Below are 20,500 nucleotides of genomic sequence, written 5' to 3'. Positions count from 1 at the left end.
ATTCTTTCCCCATGACGAAACAGACGAAAACACCGCCACGCCCTGGCCAGCGGGTACGCGGCTCTTCGACCGGACGCCCTGTTATGGCGCTGCTCGACCTGCTCGGGCGGCGTTGGGTCTTGCGGATTCTCTGGGAACTACGGGGCGAGCCGCTCAACTTTCGCGAATTGCAGGCGGCCTGCGGGGGTATATCGCCCAGCGTTCTCAACACGCGGCTTGCGGATATGCGCGATACGCAGCTTGTCGAGCTTCTGCCGGATGAAGGCTATGCGCTGACGAAAATGGGGCGCGAACTGCACACGCAGCTCACGCCCCTTACTGTCTGGTCCGAAAAATGGGCTAAGACGCTAACGTGACGCTCAGGCCGCTTCTTCTTCCGGTTCTTGTCCCGGCGTGTAATTGAGGATCGGGGCGAGCCAACGCTCCATGACACGCAGTTCCATGCCCTTTCGCTCGGCATATTCGACGACCTGATCGCGCTCGATCTTGCCAACGCCGAAATATTCCGACTGCGGATGGCTGAAATACATGCCGCTGACGGAAGCGCCGGGCCACATCGCATAGCTTTCGGTGAGCTTCACGCCAATCGTCCCTTCGGGATCGAGAAGCTTGAAAAGCGTCGCCTTCTCCGTGTGGTCGGGCTGCGCCGGATAGCCGGGCGCCGGGCGGATGCCCTGATATTTTTCCTCGATCAGCTCTTCGCTGCTGAGCTTCTCATCCGCCGCATAGGCCCAGAATTCCGTACGCACACGCTCATGCATATGCTCGGCGAAAGCCTCCGCAAGCCGGTCGGCCAACGCCTGCGAGAGAATGGCGCGATAATCGTCATTCTTCTCCCTGAAGCCCTTGGCGATATCGTCCTCACCAAAGCCGGCACTCACACAGAAGCCGCCGATATAGTCGGCAACGCCGCTATCCTTTGGCGCGACGAAATCGGAGAGCGCGTAATTCGCGCGTTCCGACGAGCGCTTCATCTGCTGACGCAGCGTGTGGAAGACGTCGAGACGCTCCTTGCGCTCGTCATCCGTGTAGATCTCGATGTCGTCCGTGGCAATCTCGTTCGCCGGCCAGAAGCCGATGACGGCGCGCGCCTTCAGCCACTTCTCCTCGACCATCTGCTTCAGCATTTCCTGGGCATCGTCAAAGAGCGACCGCGCCGCCTCGCCCACCTTGTCGTCCTCGAAGATCTGCGGATAGCGGCCATGCAGCTCCCAGGTCTGGAAGAAAGGCGTCCAGTCGATATAGGGCACAAGCTTGTCGATCGGATAGTCGTCGAAAACCCTGGTGCCGAGGAAGGACGGCTTCACCGGTTGGGTGTTCTTCCACTCGGCCTTGAAGCGGTTCTTCCGCGCGCCTTCGATGGTCTGGCGATCCTTCTTTTTCTGGCCGGACGCATGGCGCTCGGCCAGATCCTTGTACTTGCCGCGAATGTCCTCGACATAGGCATCCGCCCGCTCGGAAATGAGGTTGGAAGCCACACCGACAGCACGGCTCGCATCCGTCACATAGATGGCCTGCCCCGCCTTGTAGTTCGGGTGGATCTTCACCGCCGTGTGAATTTGGCTCGTCGTCGCGCCGCCTATCATCAGCGGAATGTCGAATCCCTGACGCTCCATTTCCGCCGCGACGTAGCACATCTCGTCGAGCGACGGCGTGATAAGCCCGGAAAGCCCGATGATATCGACCTTGTGCTTCTTGGCTTCCTCGAGAATCTTCTCGGCAGGCTGCATGACACCGAGGTCGATTACCTCGAAATTGTTGCACTGGAGAACCACACCCACGATGTTCTTGCCGATATCGTGAACGTCGCCCTTCACCGTCGCCATCAGGATGCGCGCCGCAGCGTCATCATCCGTGATGCCCATCTCTTCTTTTTCCTTCTCCATGAAAGGCATGAGATAGGCAACCGCCTGCTTCATCACACGGGCGCTTTTCACGACCTGCGGCAGGAACATCTTGCCCGAACCGAAGAGATCGCCGACGACGTTCATGCCGTCCATCAGCGGACCTTCGATAACGTGGAGCGGGCGCTCGAACTGGTGACGCGCCTCCTCGACATCTTCTTCGATATAGGCGTTGATGCCCTTCACCAGCGAATGGCTTATCCGCTCGTTCACCGGCTTCTCACGCCAGGAAAGATCCTCCTCGCGCTTCTTGCCGCCTTCGCCCTTGTAGCGTTCGGCGGTTTCAAGCAGACGCTCGGTCGCGTCGGGACGGCGGTTCAGGATCACGTCTTCCACCCGTTCGCGCAGTTCCGGCTCGATGTCGTCATAGATCGCAAGCTGGCCGGCATTCACAATGCCCATATCCATGCCCGCCTTGACAGCGTGGTAGAGGAAAACGGAATGCATCGCCTCACGCACGGGTTCGTTGCCGCGGAACGAGAAGGAGATGTTGGAAACACCGCCCGAAATGTGCGCATAGGGCAGGTTCTGTTTGATCCGCTGACATGCCTCGATGAATTCGACGGCATAGTTGTTGTGCTCTTCGATACCGGTCGCCACCGCGAAGATGTTCGGATCGAAAATGATATCTTCCGGCGCAAACCCGACCTTCTCGGTCAGCAGCTTGTAGGCCCGCTCGCAAATTTCGTACTTGCGGTTGGCCGTGTCCGCCTGGCCTACTTCATCGAAGGCCATGACGACGGCCGCCGCGCCATATTTGCGGATCTTGCGCGCCTGTTCGAGGAACTGCTCCTCACCTTCCTTCATGCTGATCGAGTTCACGATCGGCTTGCCCTGCACACGCTTGAGACCGGCCTCGATCACATTCCATTTGGATGAGTCGATCATGATCGGCACGCGCGAAATATCCGGCTCGGAGGCGATCAGGTTCAGGAACCGGATCATGGCCGCCTCGGAGTCGAGCATGCCTTCGTCCATGTTGATGTCGATGATCTGCGCACCGTTTTCAACCTGCTGGCGGGCAACGGCCAGCGCATCGTCGAAGCGATCTTCCATGATCATCTTCTTGAAACGCGCCGAACCCGTCACATTGGTGCGTTCGCCGATATTGATGAAGTTTGCCGTGGTTTGAGTCATCTCATCCCGATCTGCATTTTTACGCGTATGAATTTCAAATTTGTCCGAGAGCCGCCCGCGCATCACGCGCGGTGGCCGTCGTCCTGGACCCGTCAGTCGGCCGCGAAGGGCTCGAGACCGGAAAGGCGCATCCGCCGGTCGATCTCGGGGATGGCACGCGCCTTGCCCGCTTTTGCCGCTCCCGCAATGGCCTTGATGTGGTCCGGCGTCGTGCCGCAGCATCCGCCAAGAATATTGACGATACCGGAGCTTGCGAATTCGCCCACCAGCTTCGCCATCTGTTCGGGGCTTTCGTCATACTCGCCCATCTCGTTCGGCAGGCCCGCATTCGGATGCGCGGAGACATGCGTATCCGCGATGCGCGACAAGGTGTCGATATGCTGGCGCATTTCCTTGGCGCCAAGCGCGCAATTGAGCCCCACGGAAAAGGGCTCGACATGCCGCACCGAATTCCAGAAAGCTTCCGGCGTCTGACCAGAGAGAAGACGGCCGGACATATCGGTGATCGTGCCCGAGATCATGATCGGCAGCTCAAAGCCAAGCTCCTCGAACACATCCTTCACCGCATAAAGCGCCGCCTTGGCGTTGAGCGTGTCAAAGATGGTTTCGACGAGGATCGTGTCGGCACCACCCTCGATCAGCCCCTTGGTCGCTTCCTGATAAGCCACATAAAGCTTGTCGAAATCGACATTGCGGAAGCCGGGATCGTTCACATCCGGCGAAATGGACGCGGTACGATTGGTCGGCCCGAGGACGCCGGCGACATAGCAGACGCGGCCCGGCTCTTCCTGCTCGCAAAGGTCCGCAGCCTCACGGGCGATGCGGGCGCTTGCCACATTCATCTCATAGGCGAGATCTTCCATGTGGTAGTCAGCCTGCGCGATGCGCGTTGCACCGAATGTATTGGTTTCGGCGAAATCCGCGCCCGCACGGTAATATTCAAGATGAATCGCGCGCAGGATATCGGGCTGAACGAGCGAGATGAGTTCGTTGTTGCCCTTCACATCGCTCTCGTGATCCTTGAAGCGCTCGCCGCGGTAATCCGCTTCCTGCAGCTTGTACTGCTGGATCATTGTGCCCATCGCGCCATCGAGAATGAGGACTCGCTCCTGCACTTCCTTCTTGAGATAGGCGAGGCGTTCTTCGCGTGTTTTCGGGTGTGACATGTTCATTTCTCCAGGTGCTGTTCGGTTCGCGGGGGCTCAGACGGCTTCCGGTTCGGCCGGAACGGTCTGCGGGCGAAGGCCCAGCACATGGCAGATCGCAAAGGTGAGATCCGCCTGGTTAAGCGTATAGAAGTGGAAACGGTCGAAGCCGTAGCTCCGCAACCGGTTGACCTGCTCGGCGGCAACATAGGCGCCGATCAGCTTGCGCGTCGGCAGGTCGTCGTCGAGACCGATGTAATAGTCCTCCAGCCATTTGGGGATGCTCGCGCCACAGCGGCCCGACATGCGCTTCGTTCCCTTGAAGTTCGTTGTCGGCATGATGCCCGGTACGATCGGCACCTCAACGCCCGCCGCACGCGCCTTTTCAAGAAAGCGCACATGCTGATCCGTATCGAAAACGAACTGCGTAATGGCCCGCGTGGCGCCTGCATCGACCTTGCGCCTGAGAAGCTCGATGTCGGCTTCAAGCGATTCGGATTCAGGGTGCTTCTCGGGATAGGCCGACACGATCACATTGAAGTCGGCGACCTTGCGGATACCCTCGATAAGCTCAGGCGTCGACTGATAGCCCTCGGGGTGCGCCTGATAAGGCGCGCCGAGTTCCGGCATATCGCCGCGCAAGGCAACGATGTGGCGGATGCCGGCATCCCAATAGGCACGGATAACATCGTCGACTTCGGCCTTCGAGGCGCCGACGCAGGTCAGATGCGCCACGGGTTCGAGAGAGGTTTCGTCATGGATGCGCTTCACCGTCTGATGCGTGCGCTCGCGCGTCGACCCGCCCGCGCCATAGGTGACGGAGACGAATTCCGGCTGAAGCGGCTCAAGCCTGCGAATGGACTTCCACAGCGTCTCTTCCATCTCCGGCGTCTTCGGAGGGAAAAACTCAAACGACACGCGGGTCCGTTCTTCTCGCTCTTTTTTCTGCGTCTTCGTCATTATTCCTACTTAACTCCCTCGAATTCGATTGAGGCTTTCGTTGTCCGGGGCGACGAGCCACGCTTGTCGGCAACCCAGATCAACACCGTGAGCTTCGCGTCCTCTCCGCCTTCCGGCGGGAGCACCCTCGTCTCACCTACATTGAGACCGGCATCTGCCAGCCATTCGTTCACTTCACCTTCCGAGAAGCCAAGCCGCCGATGGGCATGGCCGTCCCGGAGAAAATCGAGCTCATGCGGCGCGAAGTCCGCAATCAGCAGGCGTCCGCCCGGCTTCAGGACGCGGGCCGCTTCCGCAATGGAGGCCGCCGGATCGTCGAGATAATGAAGCACCATGTGCGACGTCACGAGATCGACGGTTCCGTCCTGCATCGGCAGGTCGTAGAGATCGCCCTGCCTGACCGAACAATGCTGCAGCGACTGCTGTGCCAGTTGCGCCCGGGCAAGTGCGAGCATTTCCGGGCTGAGGTCGATACCGAGACCGGCTTTCGACCTGGGGCCGAAAAGTTCCAGCATCCGGCCCGTGCCCGTTCCCAGATCGGCGACAAGTTCCATGTCGCCTGTACCGCCCAGCTCGAGCATCGCCTGCTCGACCTTGTCTTCCGGCACATAGAGCGAGCGAATCCGGCCCCACTCGTCGGCATTGGCGCGGAAATAGGCAGCCGCCTTTTCTGCCCGCGACATGCGCACCGCCTCAAGCCGTTCGAGGTCTCGCGCGATGACCAGATCCTCCTGCGGGATGAGCCCGCTCAGAACCGCAGCCAGCTCCGCCACCGAGCCATTACTCGCCAAGCGGTAAAAGACCCAGCTTCCCTCACGAAACCGCTCCAGAAGGCCCGCCTCGCAGAGCAGCTTGAGGTGGCGGCTGACACGCGGCTGGCTCTGCCGCAGGATTTGCGTCAGTTCCGTGACCGTCAGCTCGCTATGCACCAGCAAAGCCAGAAGGCGAAGCCGGGTAGGCTCACCGGCCGCCCGCAATCCTGCGAGAAGTTGCTCCATATACGATTCTGTCCTTCAGGTTTCGTTGCAGATATAAACATATCTTTATGTCTTCCAAAACCCTTTTTTCCAACTGTGACGTTTTCTCGACGCCTCGCCGGATTCTTCATCTCCGCAGCCGCCTGCGCTGGTTAACCCTGAGCGCCTATGATAGGCAGAGATACCGCTGGGGCGCGGGAATCGGCGAGAAATTGGCACCAAATGACCCGCCGTTCACATGGATTTAAGCCGTTGGCTGAATGCTTGCGGCAATGAGGCGGTGTGATGCCCGCCGGGCATTGAATGGGAGCGGGCTATATGAAGACCACGCATCGGAATGGCGAACGGCCGGCAGGTCTGCGCGCGGGTTTCGCGCTTGCGGCCGCGCTGGCGCTCACACTCGGACTGACGGCGCCGCACATGGCCATGGCTGCCGACGAACCGGCCATGGCAGCGAGCGGCACGGACACAGATAATGGCGTGGACGAAAACGATCCGCTTGAGCCGATGAACCGCTACTTCTTCGAGTTGAACAGGTTTTTCGACACCATCCTGCTGAAGCCGGTCGCCACCTGGTATGACGGCGTTGTGCCGGAACCGGGCCGCAACGGCGTCCGCAACTTCCTCGACAATTTGCGCAGCCCCGTCATTCTCGCCAACGACCTGTTGCAGGGCGAATGGGACCGCGCGGGCACCACCGCAAGCCGCTTCGGCATCAACACGACGGTCGGCGTGCTCGGCTTGTTCGACCCCGCCGCCGGCTGGGGCATGCCGCAGCACAGCGAGGATTTCGGCCAGACGCTCGGCACCTACGACGTCGCGGAAGGCCCCTATCTCTTCCTGCCGGTGCTGGGCCCCGCCCCGCCCCGCGACCTGACGGGTTTCGTGGTCGACCAGTTCTTCGATCCGTTGACCTATATCTACTGGAACGACTCGAGCAACGTGCCGCTGATCCGCTTCGCCGTGAACGGCATCGACCGGCGCGCCCGCAGCCTCGACACGCTGGATCAGATCGAGCGAACCTCCGTCGATCACTACGCCACGGTCCGCAACCTTTACCGGCAGATACGGAAGAACGAAATTGCCAATGGCAACCGGGATTTCGACGATCTGCCCGACATCGACAACCTAAATTTCGACACAAACGAAACTGACAGTCCGTCTGCGAGTTTCTAATGCAGAGCCTGCTTCCAGAAGGGTGGCAGGCAGAGCGTCAGAGGCTCCACACCGGATCTGGAGAGTGAAAATGATCACGACACTGACAGCCCATCGGTCCCGGTGGTTCCTCGCCCCGCTCGCACTTTGCGTGGCCTTTCTGGCTGGCGTTGCCCACGCTTCCGCCTCGACCGGCGACGAGGCCAAGATATTCGTCGACGACGTCTCGAAGCGCGCAATCGGCATCATCAGCGAGAAGGGCGCTTCGAAGGCGGAAATGGAAGCCGAATTCGGCCAGCTTCTGGACGAGACCGCAGACATGAACCGCATTGCGGCCTTCGCGCTCGGCCAGTATCTGCGCACACCGACAGCGGAACAGAAGAGCGAGTATCTGAAGCTCGTCCGCGAGTTCATCGTGAAGGTCTATGTCACGCGGCTCGCCGACTATAACGACGAGAAGCTCGACATTCTCAGCGCCAAGACCAAGGGCGACAAGCAAGCTATTGTGCAGAGCGAGATCAAGTTCACGAATGGACGCGAACCGGTCAGCGTCGACTGGTGGCTCGTGAAAGACGGCGACGGCTACAAGATTTTCGACGTGAACGTCGTCGGCGTCTGGCTCGCGCAGGAACAACGCTCCACCTTCACCAGCGTCATCCGCAACAATGGCGGCGACTTCAACGCCCTCCTCAGCCATCTGCGCAAGCAGATTGGCAAGGCGGAAACTGGAGACATCTCGGACATCAGCGCCGCGAACTGATTTCCCCCGCAACCGGACAAGACAAACGGCGTGCTCCTCACGGAGTGCGCCGTTTTCACATTCACACTTCGCGGAACGCCTCGCAGAGCCGCTTCTCCACAGCGATGACGGAACGCAGGGCCTTCGCTTCGAAACCCGCGGCCGGAACATTCCATCGATATCGGTGCAGGGCTTCCCGCGCAAATAGCTCAGGAGCCGGCGCGGCGCAAATCCGGAAAGGCATTTCTGGGGGCAGGTATCCGGCCATATTTGTCTTCGAGCACACGCCCTATCTCGACGATGAGTTCACGGTGATCGATGGGCTTTCCGACATACCCGTCCGCCCCCATTTCGTCATAGTGCCGCTTGCTGACCCCAAGCGAATCCGCCGTCAGCGCAATAACAGGCACATCGCGAATTGCCGGCACATCATGCGCACGGATATGGGCGAGCGCTTCGGGTCCATCCATCACCGGCATATGCATGTCCAGCAGAACGAGATCGAAGGGCTGCGTTTGCAGCCAGCGAAGCGCCTCCTCGCCATTCACCGCCTCGACGATCGAAATGCCGAGCGGTTCGAGAAAGAGGCGCGCGACCTTGCGATTGAGCGCGTGATCGTCAACCAGCAGCATGGAAAGCCCCTTGGCCCAGCGCACACCGCCTGTCTTGTCCACATCCTCATGGGAAAGCGCCTCCCCGGTACGGCAGCCCGACAAGGCACGAAAGAAGAGCGTGAAGACGGCTCCCTGTCCCTCCTCGCTTTCAACCGTGATGCCCCCATCCATGAGTTCGGCGAGCTTGAGGCTGATCGAAAGCCCGAGGCCCGTGCCCCCGAAGCGGCGCGAGGTGGAGGCATCCGCCTGCGCAAAGGGAGCGAAAAGCTTCCCGGCCGTTTCCGCATTCATGCCGATACCGGTATCGGCGACACGGATTCTCACCTCGAAAGCATCGTCACCAAGCGGCACAACATTCGTGGAGATGGTAACGCTGCCCTTTTCCGTGAACTTGATGGCATTCGAGACAAGGTTCGACACGCATTGGCGTACGCGCACCGGATCGAACCGCAGGAAGGTTTCTGCGTCCGCGTCAATTTCGAGTTTGAGTGCGAGCCCTTTCTCCGTCGCTCGCGGCGCCCAGAGTTTTTCGAGACGGCGCAACAGATGCCCGAGATCGTTGTCGATGGGCGATATGTCGAACTTGCCTGCCTCGATCTTGGAGAGGTCCAGCACATCGTTCAGGATCGCCATCAAGGTCTTGCCGCTATCGAGGATCGTTTCGAGCTGGTCGCGCTGCTCGCCGGAGAGATCGCTGGAGGCAAGAAGCTGCGCCATGCCGAGAATGCCATTCAGCGGCGTACGGATTTCATGACTGATATTGGCAAGGAAGGCGGACTTCGCCTCGTTGGCGGCCTCGGCTTCCTTGCGCGCCTTTCTCAGTTCCCTCTCACGCGCATGGATACCGGTGACATCGGCCCCCACGGCAACAGAGCCGCCAAAGGATAATTTTGTTTCGACAATTTGCATGATCGCGCCATGCGGCGTCTGCACTTCGACGGGTTCACCCTTTTCAAGCATGTCGCTGATATAGGCCGCCGCGGCGCGCGCATCTTCCGGCGCGAGATCCGGCCGTACCGCCATCGTTGCCGCGAGTATGGCCTCGGGATAGGTCTTGCCTTCGCGCAGCGCCTTGTTCGTATGCGCGAAATCGTGCTCGTTTTGACCGTTCGAGAGCAGTATCTCGTGGTCCGGCCCGAAAATGACGAAACCGCCCGGCAGGCGGTCCAGTGCCTCCTGGAGGATGACCGCCATATCCTGATCGGTAAGTTTGAGCTTGCCCATACCCGTACCAGTCGCAAAGCGCAGACAAGCAATCGCCCGCCGCGCCGGTGCGCCCCCTCCTGTTCCCCTCGGAGGATCAAGCTAGGCGGGAGGGTTTAAGGGAGGGTGAAAAAGTCAAAAAAACGTCGCGGAAAGAAGAGTATTCCACCGAAAACACCACGATCCAAGGGACAAAAATCGTACCGGACCGTCAAGGGAGAGAAAGTCGCCCTTCTCTCCCTCTGATAACTAACGGCTGAACCGCTTGTACTTGATCCGGGTCGGGATTTCCGCGGCAGGGCCCATGCGGCGTTTCTTGTCTTCCTCGTATTCCTGGTAGTTGCCCTCGAACCATTCGACATGGCTGTCGCCTTCGAAGGCGAGCATGTGTGTCGCAATGCGGTCGAGAAACCAGCGGTCATGCGAGATGACCACGGCGCAGCCCGCAAAGGCCACGAGCGCATCTTCGAGCGCGCGCAGCGTTTCGACGTCGAGGTCGTTGGTCGGTTCGTCGAGGAGAAGAAGGTTTGCGCCCGACTTCAGCATCTTGGCGAGGTGAACGCGGTTGCGCTCGCCGCCTGAGAGAAGGCCGACCTTTTTCTGCTGGTCCGAATCCTTGAAGTTGAACGAGCCGACATAGGCGCGGCTCGGCATGGTCGTGCGACCGAGTTCGATGATGTCGGTGCCGCCGGAGATTTCTTCCCAGACATTTTTGTTCGCGTCGAGCGAGTCGCGGCTCTGGTCGACATAGCCCATGACGACCGTCTCGCCGATCTTGAGCGTGCCCGAATCCGGCTTCTCCTGACCCGTCAGCATACGGAAGAGCGTCGTCTTGCCCGCCCCGTTCGGACCAATGACGCCGACGATGCCGCCGGGCGGCAACTTGAAGGACAAACCGTCGATCAGAAGCTTGTCGCCGAAGCCCTTGGAAATATTGTCAGCCTCGTAGACATTGCCACCAAGACGCGGGCCCGCCGGAATGACGATCTGGGCCTTGCCATCCTGCTGCTTGCCGGCCTCGGCGAGCAATTCGTCATAAGCGCTGATACGCGCCTTGGACTTCGCCTGACGGGCCTTGGGGCTCTGCCTGATCCATTCGAGTTCGCGCGACAGCGTGCGCTGCTTCGCCTCCTCCTGACGGCCTTCCTGTTCGAGGCGTTTTTCCTTCTGTTCGAGCCATGAGGAATAGTTGCCTTCGTAGGGAATGCCCGAACCGCGGTCGAGTTCGAGAATCCAGCCCGTCACATTGTCGAGGAAGTAGCGGTCATGGGTGACCATGACGACAGTGCCCGTATATTCCTTGAGATAGTTCTGCAACCAGGCGATGGATTCCGCGTCGAGATGGTTGGTCGGTTCGTCGAGGAGCAGAAGGTCAGGCGCTGCGAGCAGCAAGCGGCAGAGCGCAACGCGGCGGCGTTCACCGCCAGAAAGGTTGTTCACATCGGCTTCCGGGTCCGGGCAGCGCAGCGCATCCATCGCCATCTCGACCTGTGAATCGAGATCCCACAGGTTTTGCGCGTCAATGATGTCCTGAAGCTTGGCCATCTCGTCCGCCGTCTCGTCCGAGTAGTTCATGGCGAGCTCGTTGTAACGGTCGACCAGAGCCTTCTTTTCGGCGGCACCTTCCATCACATTGCCGAGCACATTGAGTGCGGGATCGAGCTCCGGCTCCTGCTGGAGATAGCCGACTTTCGCGCTTTCCGCCGCCCAGGCCTCGCCTGTGAACTCCTTGTCCACGCCCGCCATGATGCGCAGCAGGGTCGACTTACCCGCGCCGTTGAGACCGACCACACCGATCTTCACACCGGGCAGGAAGGAAAGTCGGATATCCTTCAGAACCTGCTTGCCGCCCGGATAGGTCTTCGAGAGGCGGTCCATGACATAGACGTACTGATAGGCGGCCATGAGGGGGCTTTTCCTTGAGGCAAAAGGGAGTTGGCGCTTCTTCTAGCGGATCGGCGGGAAACGGGCAATCATACCCGGCAGGCTCCTATTCCACCGCGTCCTGCACGCTTTCGATGAGCTGAGTCGGGACGACCGGCACATCGAGCCAGGCGATGGCGCCGACCAGGGCAGCGAGCAGCACCAGCCACATGGCGAAGTTGAGGCGGAGCGAGGTGGCGGACGCCTTTTGCTCCCACCAGGTGCGAGGGCGAACGCCCTTGACGACGAAAACCGTCTGCGCGGCAAGATTGACGCAAACGACATTGACGCCGAGCAGAACGGCAGCGCCGAGCGCGGCTTCGGGGCTCCCCGCTCCCAGCATGATGCCGATGGCAACCGCGGGCGGCATGAGCGCGACTGCGACCATGACCCCCACAAGCGCACTCGACAGCCCCGCGACCAGCGAAAGAACGGCCGCAGCACCCGAGGCGAGCGCAAGCGCGATGCCGTCATACCCGACCTTGGTACGGCTCACGAGTTCCGGCGCCTCGAAGCCCTGCCGCCAGAAAAGAGCGATGACGACACCAAGCGTGACGGTGAGCGAAATGCCCACCGCATTTGTGCGCATAGACTTGAACATGAGATCCCGGTCGCCAAGCGCGGTGCCCAAGGCGAAAGCGAGATTGGGCCCGAGCAGCGGCGCAATCACCATCGCGCCGATGATGACAGCGACATTGTCGTTGAGAAGGCCGATGGCCGCGACAATGGCGGAGAGAAAGGTGAGGACGAGGAAGGTCGAATCGAGCTCGGCATTGCGCGCGACTTCTTCGCGGATTTCCTCCCGGCTTGCAGCCCCCGCCCTGAAGGCGGCGCGGCGTTCCGCCTTTTCGGGCGCATATGCGGGAACGGTGCCCTCGACGGCAAGCATGACGGCCCGCCAGCTGTCATCCCCGCCCATCGCCTTCTGCGCGGCATCCGTGAATTCCTGCACACGGTTCGTCTCGCAAACGAGGTGGACGATGCAACGCGCCTCGCCCGCATCTGCGCTGCGGGCGGCGAAGACCTCGACAGCGTCATATTGTTCGGCAAGGGCGACGAGTGTGTCGGCATAGCCGGCAGGCGCCGTGATTTCGATAACGCGAAGCGACATGGGGCCTCCTCCTGCGCTCGACTATCGCAGGTGGAGGCGATCTCCGCACCTTCTGTATCGCCCCGGCTACATCGTCTTTGCATATTCGACGAGTTGTTCGAGGGCGGCGCCCCAGCCATCCTGGAAGCCCATTTCCTCGTGGCGCTTCGCACTCGCCTCGTCCGGGTGCTTGGCGATGGCGGTATATTTCGTGCCCTCGCCATGCGGTTCGATCAGAATCCACGCGGTAAAAAAGAGGTCGTGCACCCGCGCCACGCTCGGGCGATATCCCGGTCCGAGCGCCGAGGTCCAGACGAGCTTCCGCTCTTTTTCGACTTCGAGATAACAGCCGGAACCGCCCTCCATGTTCTCGCCTTCGGGCGAGCGCATCTGGGTGAAAAACTCACCTCCCGGCTGGAGGTCAATCCGGCATTCCACCGTCTGCCAGGGCTTCGGGCAGAACCACGGCATGAGATGCTCTGGCTCCGTCCAGGCGCGCCAGACGAGACGTGGCGGCACATCGACCACGCGCTCCAGCACAAGGTCGAGCTTCGGGTCGATTTCAGGGGCGCCGTTCATTTTCATCCTCCATTTCGCTCCCTCATTGGCGGTTATCTGTTAGTCATATGACTAAGTATCTCAATGAATATACTTAGGTCAATCACTAAGTTTTCTTGCCATCGCAAACCGATCGCGAGCGATACTGGCAGCAGGCGAAGCTTGCTGCTATATGGCGGGAGCTGGGGGCCTGTAGCTCAGTTGGTTAGAGCGGACCGCTCATAACGGTTTGGTCGCAGGTTCGAGTCCTGCCGGGCCCACCAGCTTTCGTCCTGCCTTCGCACGGACAGCACTCCCCACGCCCCAATTTTGCCCCTATCCGGCCCGAAGCTCGCGGCAATTCATTCAGGCCGGGTTCAGCCCCAGAGATACATAACAGGGCCCATAAACGAACCAGCAAACCGGCCCACCCGAGAGAAGGAGGCACCAGATGCCGAACCCCACGTCCCGCTCCCCCCTCACCATGCTCCCTCCAGCCCTCGCGCTTGCTTTCGCCTTTGCATTCGCCGGCGCCGCGCAGGCGACCGAACAGGCCGAGCCACGCACCATCACCATCACCGGCGAAGGCGAGGTTTCCGCCGCGCCGGACATCGCCTATGTGGAAACGGGCGTCGTGACTGAAGGCAAGACGGCGGCCGAAGCACTCGCCGCAAATACCACGGCCATGAACGAAGTCTTCAAGGGGCTCGGCGAGGCTGGCATCGAAAAGAAGGACATGCAGACCTCGCAATTCTCCGTCTACCCCGTTTACGAGCAGGTAAAGAGCGAAGACAACCGCCCGCAGACGCCGAAGATCGGCGGCTACCGCGTGCAGAACCAGTTGACCGTTACAGTGCGCGATCTGGACAAGCTCGGTGGCATTCTCGACCGGGTCGTGACGCTCGGCTCGAACCAGCTCTCCGGTATCCGCTTCTCGATCGATAAGCCGCAGCCGCTGCTGAATGAAGCACGCAAGGACGCGGTGAAGAACGCGCTCGAAAAGGCGAAGCTTTATGCGGGCGCTGCGGGCGTGGCCCTCGGCGAGATCATGTCGATCTCGGAGAACGGCTCGAGCATGCCCCAGCCCATGTACATGAAGAGCTATGCCTCAATGGCCCGCGACGAGAGCGTCCCCGTTGCCTCGGGCGAGCAGACGATGACGTCCAGCGTCACCCTCGTCATCAGGATCGACTGATCGGACCCTGCGATAACGAAACGGCCGAAGGGGACTTCGACCGGCAACTGGCCCCTTGCGTGACCCCCTCGCGTCAAGGTCCGGCAATTGGGCAAGGGCGGCGTCATTCATTGGCGCCGCCTTTTTTGTTCGGGAGGTAAGGGATGGGCAGAACAGCTACCCCTTGTTTTCCTGGACAACCACCCCATATAGCTCTTACCGAGGCTTTTCAGCGCGCAACGCGCAGCAGGAGAGCCGCCCGGCGATGCCGGGGCCCTCGATGAGGGCCGGAAATTCATTTTGGCGGCCGACCACGGATGTAATGGCGGCATAGCCGGAATGTTTGGGACAAGGCCGGGGAAGCCCGGCCTTTTTTCATTTCAGGCTCCCTGCGCGAAATTTGGCGTGTGGCGCCGTCCATGCGCCGCCGAAAGGAGCCTGCCCCATGCCCGCACAAAAGAAGCCCCTCTTCAAGGAATCGCCGACGCAGGTCCGCGCCACCAAGGCCGACAAGACGACCGAAATCGCCATGCAGATGGCCGAGAAGGACGCGCGCGACCGTCAGACCAAGACGGAAAAGCTGCGCGCGCTGAGGCTTGAACGGGAAGCCGCCGAGGCTGCCGAAAAGGCTGCCGCGCCGGCACCGAAGAAGAAGACGCCCGCAAAGAAGAAGGTGGTGGTGAAGGAGCCGGCATAGGCCCTCACCTGCCCGCCCACCCGGACGACACTGGCGAAGAGCCCGGCCCTGAAGGTCCGGGCTTTTTGTTTGCTTGGGCACTTCTAATGAGTGACATTAACAATAGTCGTCAGAGCGGCCAGGAGCCGCCAGGGGAGGAGCACCATGACCGACAAGAAGACCGACCAGAAGACCTACACGCACCCGTCCGAACCGGATTTCCGCGGCCGCATCGAAAGGACCGTGCAGGCCTCCTCGCCCGACTGGCCGGACGCCCCCGCAACGGCGGGCAAACCCAACGTCGTGCTGATCGTGCTCGACGATACGGGCTTCGCTCATCTCGGCTGCTATGGCTCGACCATCGAAACACCGAACATCGACCGGCTGGCCGGAAACGGATTGCGCTTCACCGGCTTCCACACGACGGCGCTCTGCTCCTCCTCGCGCGCCTGTCTGCTGACGGGCCGCAACCACCACGCCGTCGGCATGCGCGCCGTCTCGAACATGGATACGGGCTATCCGAACATGCGCGGCGCGGTGACCAAGTCCGCCGCCACGATGGCCGAGGTGCTGCGCGACAAGGGCGTCTCGACTTTCGCGGCCGGCAAGTGGCACCTCGCACCGATGGCCGAATGCACGGCGGCCGGCCCCTTCCACAACTGGCCGCTGCAACGCGGCTTCAACCGCTATTACGGCTTCCTGCAGGGCGAGACCGACCAGTTCCACCCCGAGATCACGCATGACAATCACTTCGTGGACCAGCCGAAGACGGCCGCCGAGGGCTACCACGTCTCGGAAGACATCGTGGACAAGTCCATCGGTTTCATTCGCGACACGGTGTCGATCGTGCCGGAAAAGCCCTTCTTCCTCTATCTCGCCTTCGGCGCCATGCACGCGCCGCATCAGGCGCCGCAGAGCTATCTCGACAAATACCGGGGCAGGTTCGACAGCGGCTGGGACAAGGCGCGCGAGGAATGGTTCCAGCGGCAAAAGGAGATGGGTCTCTTTCCGGACGACACGCAACTCGCGCCGCGCAATCCCGGCGTGAAGGCATGGGACGAGCTCTCGGAGAACGAGCGGAAATTCGCCGCACGGCTGCAGGAAGCCTTCGCCGCCATGCTCGACCATACGGATGCGCAGATCGGCCGGCTCGTCACCTTCCTCGAAGAACTGGGCCTGATGGAGAATACGCTCTTCATGCTCGTCTCCGACAATGGCGCGAGCCAGGAAGGCGGCCCGACCGGCGTCTTCGACGAGATGAAATATTTCAACCTGATGGCGGAAGACGTCGACAAGGCCGTGACGCGGCTCGACGACATCGGCGGACCGCAGAGCCACAGCAACATTCCCTGGGGCTGGGCGCAAGCGGGCAACACGCCGCTCAAATGGTACAAGCAGAACACGCATGGCGGCGGCGTGCGCGATCCGTTCATTGTCCATTGGCCGGAAGGGATCGGCCGGCCCGGCGAACTGCGCGGACAGTTCTGCCACGCCGTCGACATCGCGCCGACGATCTATGAGGTCATGGGGATCGAGGCACCCGAGGTCGTGGCCGGTGTGCCGCAAATGCCGATGCATGGCGCGAGCATTCTCGATGCCTTCAAGGACGGAAAGGCGCCGCCCGCCCGCCCCGCGCAATATTTCGAGATGGGCGGCGACCGGGGCTTGTGGCTCGATGGCTGGAAGGCGGTGACGCATCACGCGCGCGGAACGCCTTTCGAGGAAGACAAGTGGGAGCTTTATCACCTCGACAGGGATTTCTCCGAATATCACGACATGGCGGAGAAGGAGCCCGAACGTTTGAAACAGATGGTCGCGCGCTGGTGGGAGGAAGCGGAGCGGCACGGCGTGCTCCCGCTCGACGACCGCGGCGCCTTCGACCTCTTCCGCGCCTCGCGCAGGCCCGGCATGCCGACATCGCGCTCGCGCTTCATCTATTACCCGCCCGTCTCGCATATCGTGTCCGATGCCTGTCCGCCCGTCTTCCGGGGCTGGAACATGGTGGCGGAAATCGAACATGACGGCGGGGACGGCGCACTCATCGCGCGCGGCAGCATCAACAGCGGCTACGCGCTGTTCATCAGGCAAGGCCGCCTGCACTTCGACTACAACTGCTTCCACGACCACACGAGCGTCAGCGCGAGCGAGAAACTCTCAAGCGGCAAACATGAAGTGGGCGCGCTGATCGAGCGGCAGGAGGACGGTTCCGGCAAGGTGACGCTGACGGTGGACGGGAAGGATGTGGGCGAGACGCGCATCCCGCAGCTCCTGCTGCTGATATCGAGCCTCGGCATGGACCTCGGCCGCAGCCTCTCGCCCGTCTGCGAGGACTACGCCCCGCCCTTCGTCTATACGGGGCGCATTACGCGCGTGATCTTCGAGATGCCGAACGCGAAACACGAAGCGGCGGCGGGCAATGCCGACCGCGCGGCGGTCAGAGCGGCGATGGCGCGGCAGTAGCCATTCACATCAAAGCAAAAGCCCGGATCGAACAATCCGGGCTCTTCTATTGAGAACGGCGCGCCGCTTTATCAGGTGTGTCGAATAGAACTAAAGACACTGCCCAGCGAATAGGCAAGCCAGCACAACAACGGCCATAAATGCGAAGATCGGTACAACAAGGCTTGTCATCATAAGCGAGAGCATCAATAGCCAATCGGTGCGCGCACGTCCCACGAGAACAAGGATACCAACAAAAAGCAACGCCGACTGAATACCTAGGTTATACAGCGTACCGCTGCCATCGGGACGACCAGAAAATGGCAGGAGCCCAAACCACAGGGCCACCCCCCAGTAAAGAAAGGGGACCGTCAACAGCCACAGTGCTATCAGATAGCTACGACGCCGACCCATTCTTCTGTCCGGTGGGATTGATACGAAGATGAGCTTCTTCTGAACGCGTCTCGTGAAAGCGGAGACCACTCGTCAATTGTCGAGGAAGAAACGTACCCCGGCCTTCGCCGGGGCATGGCTTCCGGCTCTTTAGTTGTCCAGAAAGCTCCTGAGCTTTCGCGACCGGCTCGGATGCTTGAGCTTGCGGAGCGCCTTCGCCTCGATCTGGCGGATGCGTTCGCGCGTGACCGAGAACTGCTGGCCGACTTCTTCCAGCGTGTGGTCCGTATTCATGCCGATGCCGAAGCGCATGCGCAGCACGCGCTCCTCGCGCGGCGTGAGCGAGGCGAGGACACGCGTCGTCGTCTCGCGCAGGTTCGACTGGATCGCCGCGTCGATGGGCAGGATCGCGTTCTTGTCCTCGATGAAATCGCCAAGATGGCTGTCTTCCTCGTCGCCGATGGGCGTTTCGAGGGAGATCGGCTCCTTCGCGATCTTCAGGACCTTGCGGACCTTTTCGAGCGGCATGCCGAGCTTCTCGGCCAGCTCTTCCGGCGTCGGCTCGCGGCCGATCTCGTGGAGCATCTGGCGCGAGGTCCGCACCAGCTTGTTGATCGTCTCGATCATGTGGACCGGAATGCGGATCGTGCGCGCCTGGTCGGCGATCGAGCGCGTGATCGCCTGACGGATCCACCATGTCGCATAGGTCGAGAACTTGTAGCCGCGGCGATATTCGAACTTATCCACCGCCTTCATCAGGCCGATATTGCCTTCCTGAATGAGGTCGAGGAACTGGAGGCCGCGGTTCGTGTATTTCTTCGCGATGGAAATCACGAGACGAAGGTTCGCCTCGACCATTTCCTTCTTCGCGATGCGCGCCTCGCGCTCACCCTTCTGCACGGTGGCGACGATGCGGCGGTATTCCTGAATGTCGAGGCCCGTCTCGGCGGCGAGCGTCTGGATTTCCTGACGCAGATCCTTCACCTGGTCGCGCTCGTCCTTGGTGAAGTTCACCCAGCCCTTGCCCTTGAGGCGGCTGACGCGGCGAATCCAGTTCGGGTCGAGTTCATTGCCGAAATATTGCTTGAGGAATTCGTCGCGCGGAACGCCGTGGCTTTCGGCGAGACGCAGCAGACGCCCCTCAAGGCCCATCAGGCGCTTGTTGATCGCGTAGAGCTGCTCGACGAGCGACTCGATACGGTTGTTGTTGAGCGAAAGGCTCTTCACTTCCTCAATAAGGTCGGAAGTGAGCTTCTGGTACTTCTTTTCCTGCCCAGCCGGCATCTCCTCGCCCTTGAGGGCAAGTTCGACCTTCTGGTCCTGCAGCTTGCGGAGCTTCTTGTAGTCGCCCGCAATCGTGTCGAAGGTTTCGAGTACCTTCGGCTTCAGTTCGGCTTCCATCGCGGCGAGCGACATGGAGTTGTCGTCCTCGCCGTCCTCGTCGACCTCTTCTTCTTCCGGTTCGACGCGCGGCGGTGCCTCGCCCGCAAGCGCGGCCTGGGAATGGTCGACCTTCTTCGCGTCGGGTCCGGCGAAGGTGGCATCGAGATCGATGATGTCGCGAAGGAGAATCTTTCCCTCGTTCAGCTCGTCGCGCCAGATGATGATGGCCTGAAAGGTCAGCGGGCTTTCGCAGAGGCCCGCGATCATGGTCTCGCGGCCGGCCTCGATGCGCTTGGCGATGGCGATTTCGCCTTCGCGCGAAAGCAGTTCGACGGAACCCATTTCGCGCAGATACATGCGCACGGGATCGTCGGTACGGTCGAGCGTGGTGGATGTTGTGGTCGTGGTCGCGACGGCCTTGCCCGTGGGCGCTTCCTCGTCGCCGTCCTCGTCGTCATTATCGGCGGCTTCGGCGTTGCCGTCCTGATTGTCCTCGGCTTCGTCGTTCTCGACGACATTGATGCCCATCTCGGAGAGCATCGAAAGCGTATCCTCGATCTGCTCGGAGGAGAACTCCTCGGACGGCAGAACCTTGTTCAGCTCGTCATAGGTCACGAAGCCGCGTGTTTTCGCGGCCTTGATCATCTTCTTGACCGCCGCATCCGACATATCGAGGAGCGGACCGTCCTGCGACACCTCGGCGCCGCTATCCGGAGCTTCCTGTTCCGCTGCCTTGCTCGCCATTCACACTTTCTCCGCCAATCGATGGACCCGCCGGCGCTCCGTGAGAGCCATGCCGAAAGGGCCGATACCCAGACAATCAGATAGGTCACGCAGTCAGAAGAACCAGAGCGGCATGTTGTCCAGACGTATAAAGGACGAAGGGGCGGAAGCGCCGCTGCCGGCTGCCCGCCTTTCCTCGCCCATCCTTTTCGTCTGGATGCTCCGGTCGTCCCCTGCCCCGGCTTATCGCCAGGACCGATCCGAAGTAACGCTGCCCTCAAGTCCCGCTGGTTGACCGATCCCCGTTCGAACCCGGCCGGAAATTCCG

Annotated in this window: 13 protein-coding genes, 1 tRNA gene and 2 pseudogenes; 7 read left to right on the top strand and 9 right to left on the bottom strand. The window is 61.0% G+C overall.

Annotation, left to right across the window (positions count from 1 at the left end; translation table 11 throughout):
- Positions 1-83 precede the first annotated feature (83 nt).
- Positions 84-356 carry a helix-turn-helix domain-containing protein gene (locus ABJO61_RS15030; protein ID WP_348326793.1) on the top strand — a complete coding sequence of 91 codons (273 nt, stop codon included), beginning with the start codon at positions 84-86 and terminating at the stop codon, positions 354-356.
- 3 nt (positions 357-359) lie between these two features.
- Here the strand turns inward: ABJO61_RS15030 and metH are convergent.
- The 4 genes and pseudogenes from metH to ABJO61_RS15010 all read right to left on the bottom strand — a co-directional run.
- Positions 360-3,023, bottom strand: a pseudogene (metH, locus tag ABJO61_RS15025) (methionine synthase); the annotation flags it as partial.
- A gap of 122 nt (positions 3,024-3,145) precedes the next feature.
- A pseudogene (locus ABJO61_RS15020) lies at positions 3,146-4,207 on the bottom strand (homocysteine S-methyltransferase family protein); the annotation flags it as partial.
- A gap of 36 nt (positions 4,208-4,243) precedes the next feature.
- Positions 4,244-5,146: a methylenetetrahydrofolate reductase [NAD(P)H] gene (metF, locus tag ABJO61_RS15015; RefSeq protein ID WP_348326790.1), complete on the bottom strand. Its 903-nt coding sequence runs from the start codon at positions 5,144-5,146 to the stop codon at positions 4,244-4,246.
- A gap of 5 nt (positions 5,147-5,151) precedes the next feature.
- Positions 5,152-6,144 carry a metalloregulator ArsR/SmtB family transcription factor gene (locus tag ABJO61_RS15010; RefSeq protein ID WP_348326787.1) on the bottom strand — a complete coding sequence of 331 codons (993 nt, stop codon included), beginning with the start codon at positions 6,142-6,144 and terminating at the stop codon, positions 5,152-5,154.
- A 297-nt stretch (positions 6,145-6,441) separates the two neighbouring features.
- Between ABJO61_RS15010 and ABJO61_RS15005 the strand changes: the two genes are divergently transcribed.
- Positions 6,442-7,299 carry a VacJ family lipoprotein gene (locus tag ABJO61_RS15005; protein ID WP_348326784.1) on the top strand — a complete coding sequence of 286 codons (858 nt, stop codon included), beginning with the start codon at positions 6,442-6,444 and terminating at the stop codon, positions 7,297-7,299.
- A 70-nt stretch (positions 7,300-7,369) separates the two neighbouring features.
- On the top strand, positions 7,370-8,038 hold the full coding sequence (locus tag ABJO61_RS15000; protein ID WP_348326781.1) for an ABC transporter substrate-binding protein: 669 nt from the start codon (positions 7,370-7,372) through the stop codon (positions 8,036-8,038).
- 188 nt (positions 8,039-8,226) lie between these two features.
- Here ABJO61_RS15000 and ABJO61_RS14995 read toward each other — a convergent pair whose 3' ends face one another.
- The 4 genes from ABJO61_RS14995 to ABJO61_RS14980 all read right to left on the bottom strand — a co-directional run bounded on the left by ABJO61_RS14995 (position 8,227) and on the right by ABJO61_RS14980 (position 13,426).
- Positions 8,227-9,855 (bottom strand): ATP-binding protein, encoded by a 1,629-nt coding sequence (locus ABJO61_RS14995; protein ID WP_348326778.1) that lies wholly within the window; start codon positions 9,853-9,855, stop codon positions 8,227-8,229.
- Positions 9,856-10,083: 228 nt separating this feature from the next.
- Complete coding sequence (gene ettA / locus ABJO61_RS14990; RefSeq protein WP_348326775.1) at positions 10,084-11,739, bottom strand: energy-dependent translational throttle protein EttA; 1,656 nt, start codon at positions 11,737-11,739, stop codon at positions 10,084-10,086.
- Positions 11,740-11,824: 85 nt separating this feature from the next.
- Positions 11,825-12,868 carry a TIGR00341 family protein gene (locus ABJO61_RS14985; RefSeq protein ID WP_348326772.1) on the bottom strand — a complete coding sequence of 348 codons (1,044 nt, stop codon included), beginning with the start codon at positions 12,866-12,868 and terminating at the stop codon, positions 11,825-11,827.
- A gap of 66 nt (positions 12,869-12,934) precedes the next feature.
- On the bottom strand, positions 12,935-13,426 hold the full coding sequence (locus ABJO61_RS14980) for an SRPBCC family protein (protein WP_348326769.1): 492 nt from the start codon (positions 13,424-13,426) through the stop codon (positions 12,935-12,937).
- Positions 13,427-13,591: 165 nt separating this feature from the next.
- On the opposite strand from ABJO61_RS14980, the gene ABJO61_RS14975 reads away from it, so the two are divergent.
- From ABJO61_RS14975 to ABJO61_RS14960, 4 genes are all read left to right on the top strand, one after another.
- A tRNA-Ile gene (locus tag ABJO61_RS14975) sits at positions 13,592-13,668 on the top strand.
- 167 nt (positions 13,669-13,835) lie between these two features.
- Positions 13,836-14,579: an SIMPL domain-containing protein gene (locus ABJO61_RS14970; RefSeq protein WP_348326766.1), complete on the top strand. Its 744-nt coding sequence runs from the start codon at positions 13,836-13,838 to the stop codon at positions 14,577-14,579.
- Between the two features lie 424 nt (positions 14,580-15,003).
- Positions 15,004-15,255, top strand: coding sequence for a hypothetical protein (locus tag ABJO61_RS14965; RefSeq protein ID WP_348326763.1), 252 nt, complete (start codon positions 15,004-15,006; stop codon positions 15,253-15,255).
- A 144-nt stretch (positions 15,256-15,399) separates the two neighbouring features.
- Positions 15,400-17,694 carry a sulfatase-like hydrolase/transferase gene (locus tag ABJO61_RS14960; protein ID WP_348326760.1) on the top strand — a complete coding sequence of 765 codons (2,295 nt, stop codon included), beginning with the start codon at positions 15,400-15,402 and terminating at the stop codon, positions 17,692-17,694.
- Between the two features lie 522 nt (positions 17,695-18,216).
- Here ABJO61_RS14960 and rpoD read toward each other — a convergent pair.
- Positions 18,217-20,193, bottom strand: coding sequence for an RNA polymerase sigma factor RpoD (rpoD, locus tag ABJO61_RS14955; RefSeq protein WP_348326757.1), 1,977 nt, complete (start codon positions 20,191-20,193; stop codon positions 18,217-18,219).
- Positions 20,194-20,500: the final 307 nt, after the last annotated feature.

Source organism: Parvibaculum sp. (genome assembly GCF_039973015.1).
In the GTDB taxonomy this organism is placed as follows: domain Bacteria; phylum Pseudomonadota; class Alphaproteobacteria; order Parvibaculales; family Parvibaculaceae; genus Parvibaculum.
Note: the sequence above shows the minus strand (reverse complement) of the source record. Positions and strands in the feature narration are given on the sequence as shown.

Bases quoted from the DNA above. Each gene is read 5' to 3' on its own strand.
- ABJO61_RS15030 (WP_348326793.1), top strand. From the start codon at position 84: ATGGCGCTGCTCGACCTGCTCGGGCGGCGTTGGGTCTTGCGGATTCTC.
- metF (WP_348326790.1), bottom strand. From the start codon at position 5,146: ATGACGAAGACGCAGAAAAAAGAGCGAGAAGAACGGACCCGCGTGTCG.
- ABJO61_RS15010 (WP_348326787.1), bottom strand. From the start codon at position 6,144: ATGGAGCAACTTCTCGCAGGATTGCGGGCGGCCGGTGAGCCTACCCGG.
- ABJO61_RS15005 (WP_348326784.1), top strand. From the start codon at position 6,442: ATGAAGACCACGCATCGGAATGGCGAACGGCCGGCAGGTCTGCGCGCG.
- ABJO61_RS15000 (WP_348326781.1), top strand. From the start codon at position 7,370: ATGATCACGACACTGACAGCCCATCGGTCCCGGTGGTTCCTCGCCCCG.
- ABJO61_RS14995 (WP_348326778.1), bottom strand. From the start codon at position 9,855: ATGGGCAAGCTCAAACTTACCGATCAGGATATGGCGGTCATCCTCCAG.
- ettA (WP_348326775.1), bottom strand. From the start codon at position 11,739: ATGGCCGCCTATCAGTACGTCTATGTCATGGACCGCCTCTCGAAGACC.
- ABJO61_RS14985 (WP_348326772.1), bottom strand. From the start codon at position 12,868: ATGTCGCTTCGCGTTATCGAAATCACGGCGCCTGCCGGCTATGCCGAC.
- ABJO61_RS14980 (WP_348326769.1), bottom strand. From the start codon at position 13,426: ATGAACGGCGCCCCTGAAATCGACCCGAAGCTCGACCTTGTGCTGGAG.
- ABJO61_RS14970 (WP_348326766.1), top strand. From the start codon at position 13,836: ATGCCGAACCCCACGTCCCGCTCCCCCCTCACCATGCTCCCTCCAGCC.
- ABJO61_RS14965 (WP_348326763.1), top strand. From the start codon at position 15,004: ATGCCCGCACAAAAGAAGCCCCTCTTCAAGGAATCGCCGACGCAGGTC.
- ABJO61_RS14960 (WP_348326760.1), top strand. From the start codon at position 15,400: ATGACCGACAAGAAGACCGACCAGAAGACCTACACGCACCCGTCCGAA.
- rpoD (WP_348326757.1), bottom strand. From the start codon at position 20,193: ATGGCGAGCAAGGCAGCGGAACAGGAAGCTCCGGATAGCGGCGCCGAG.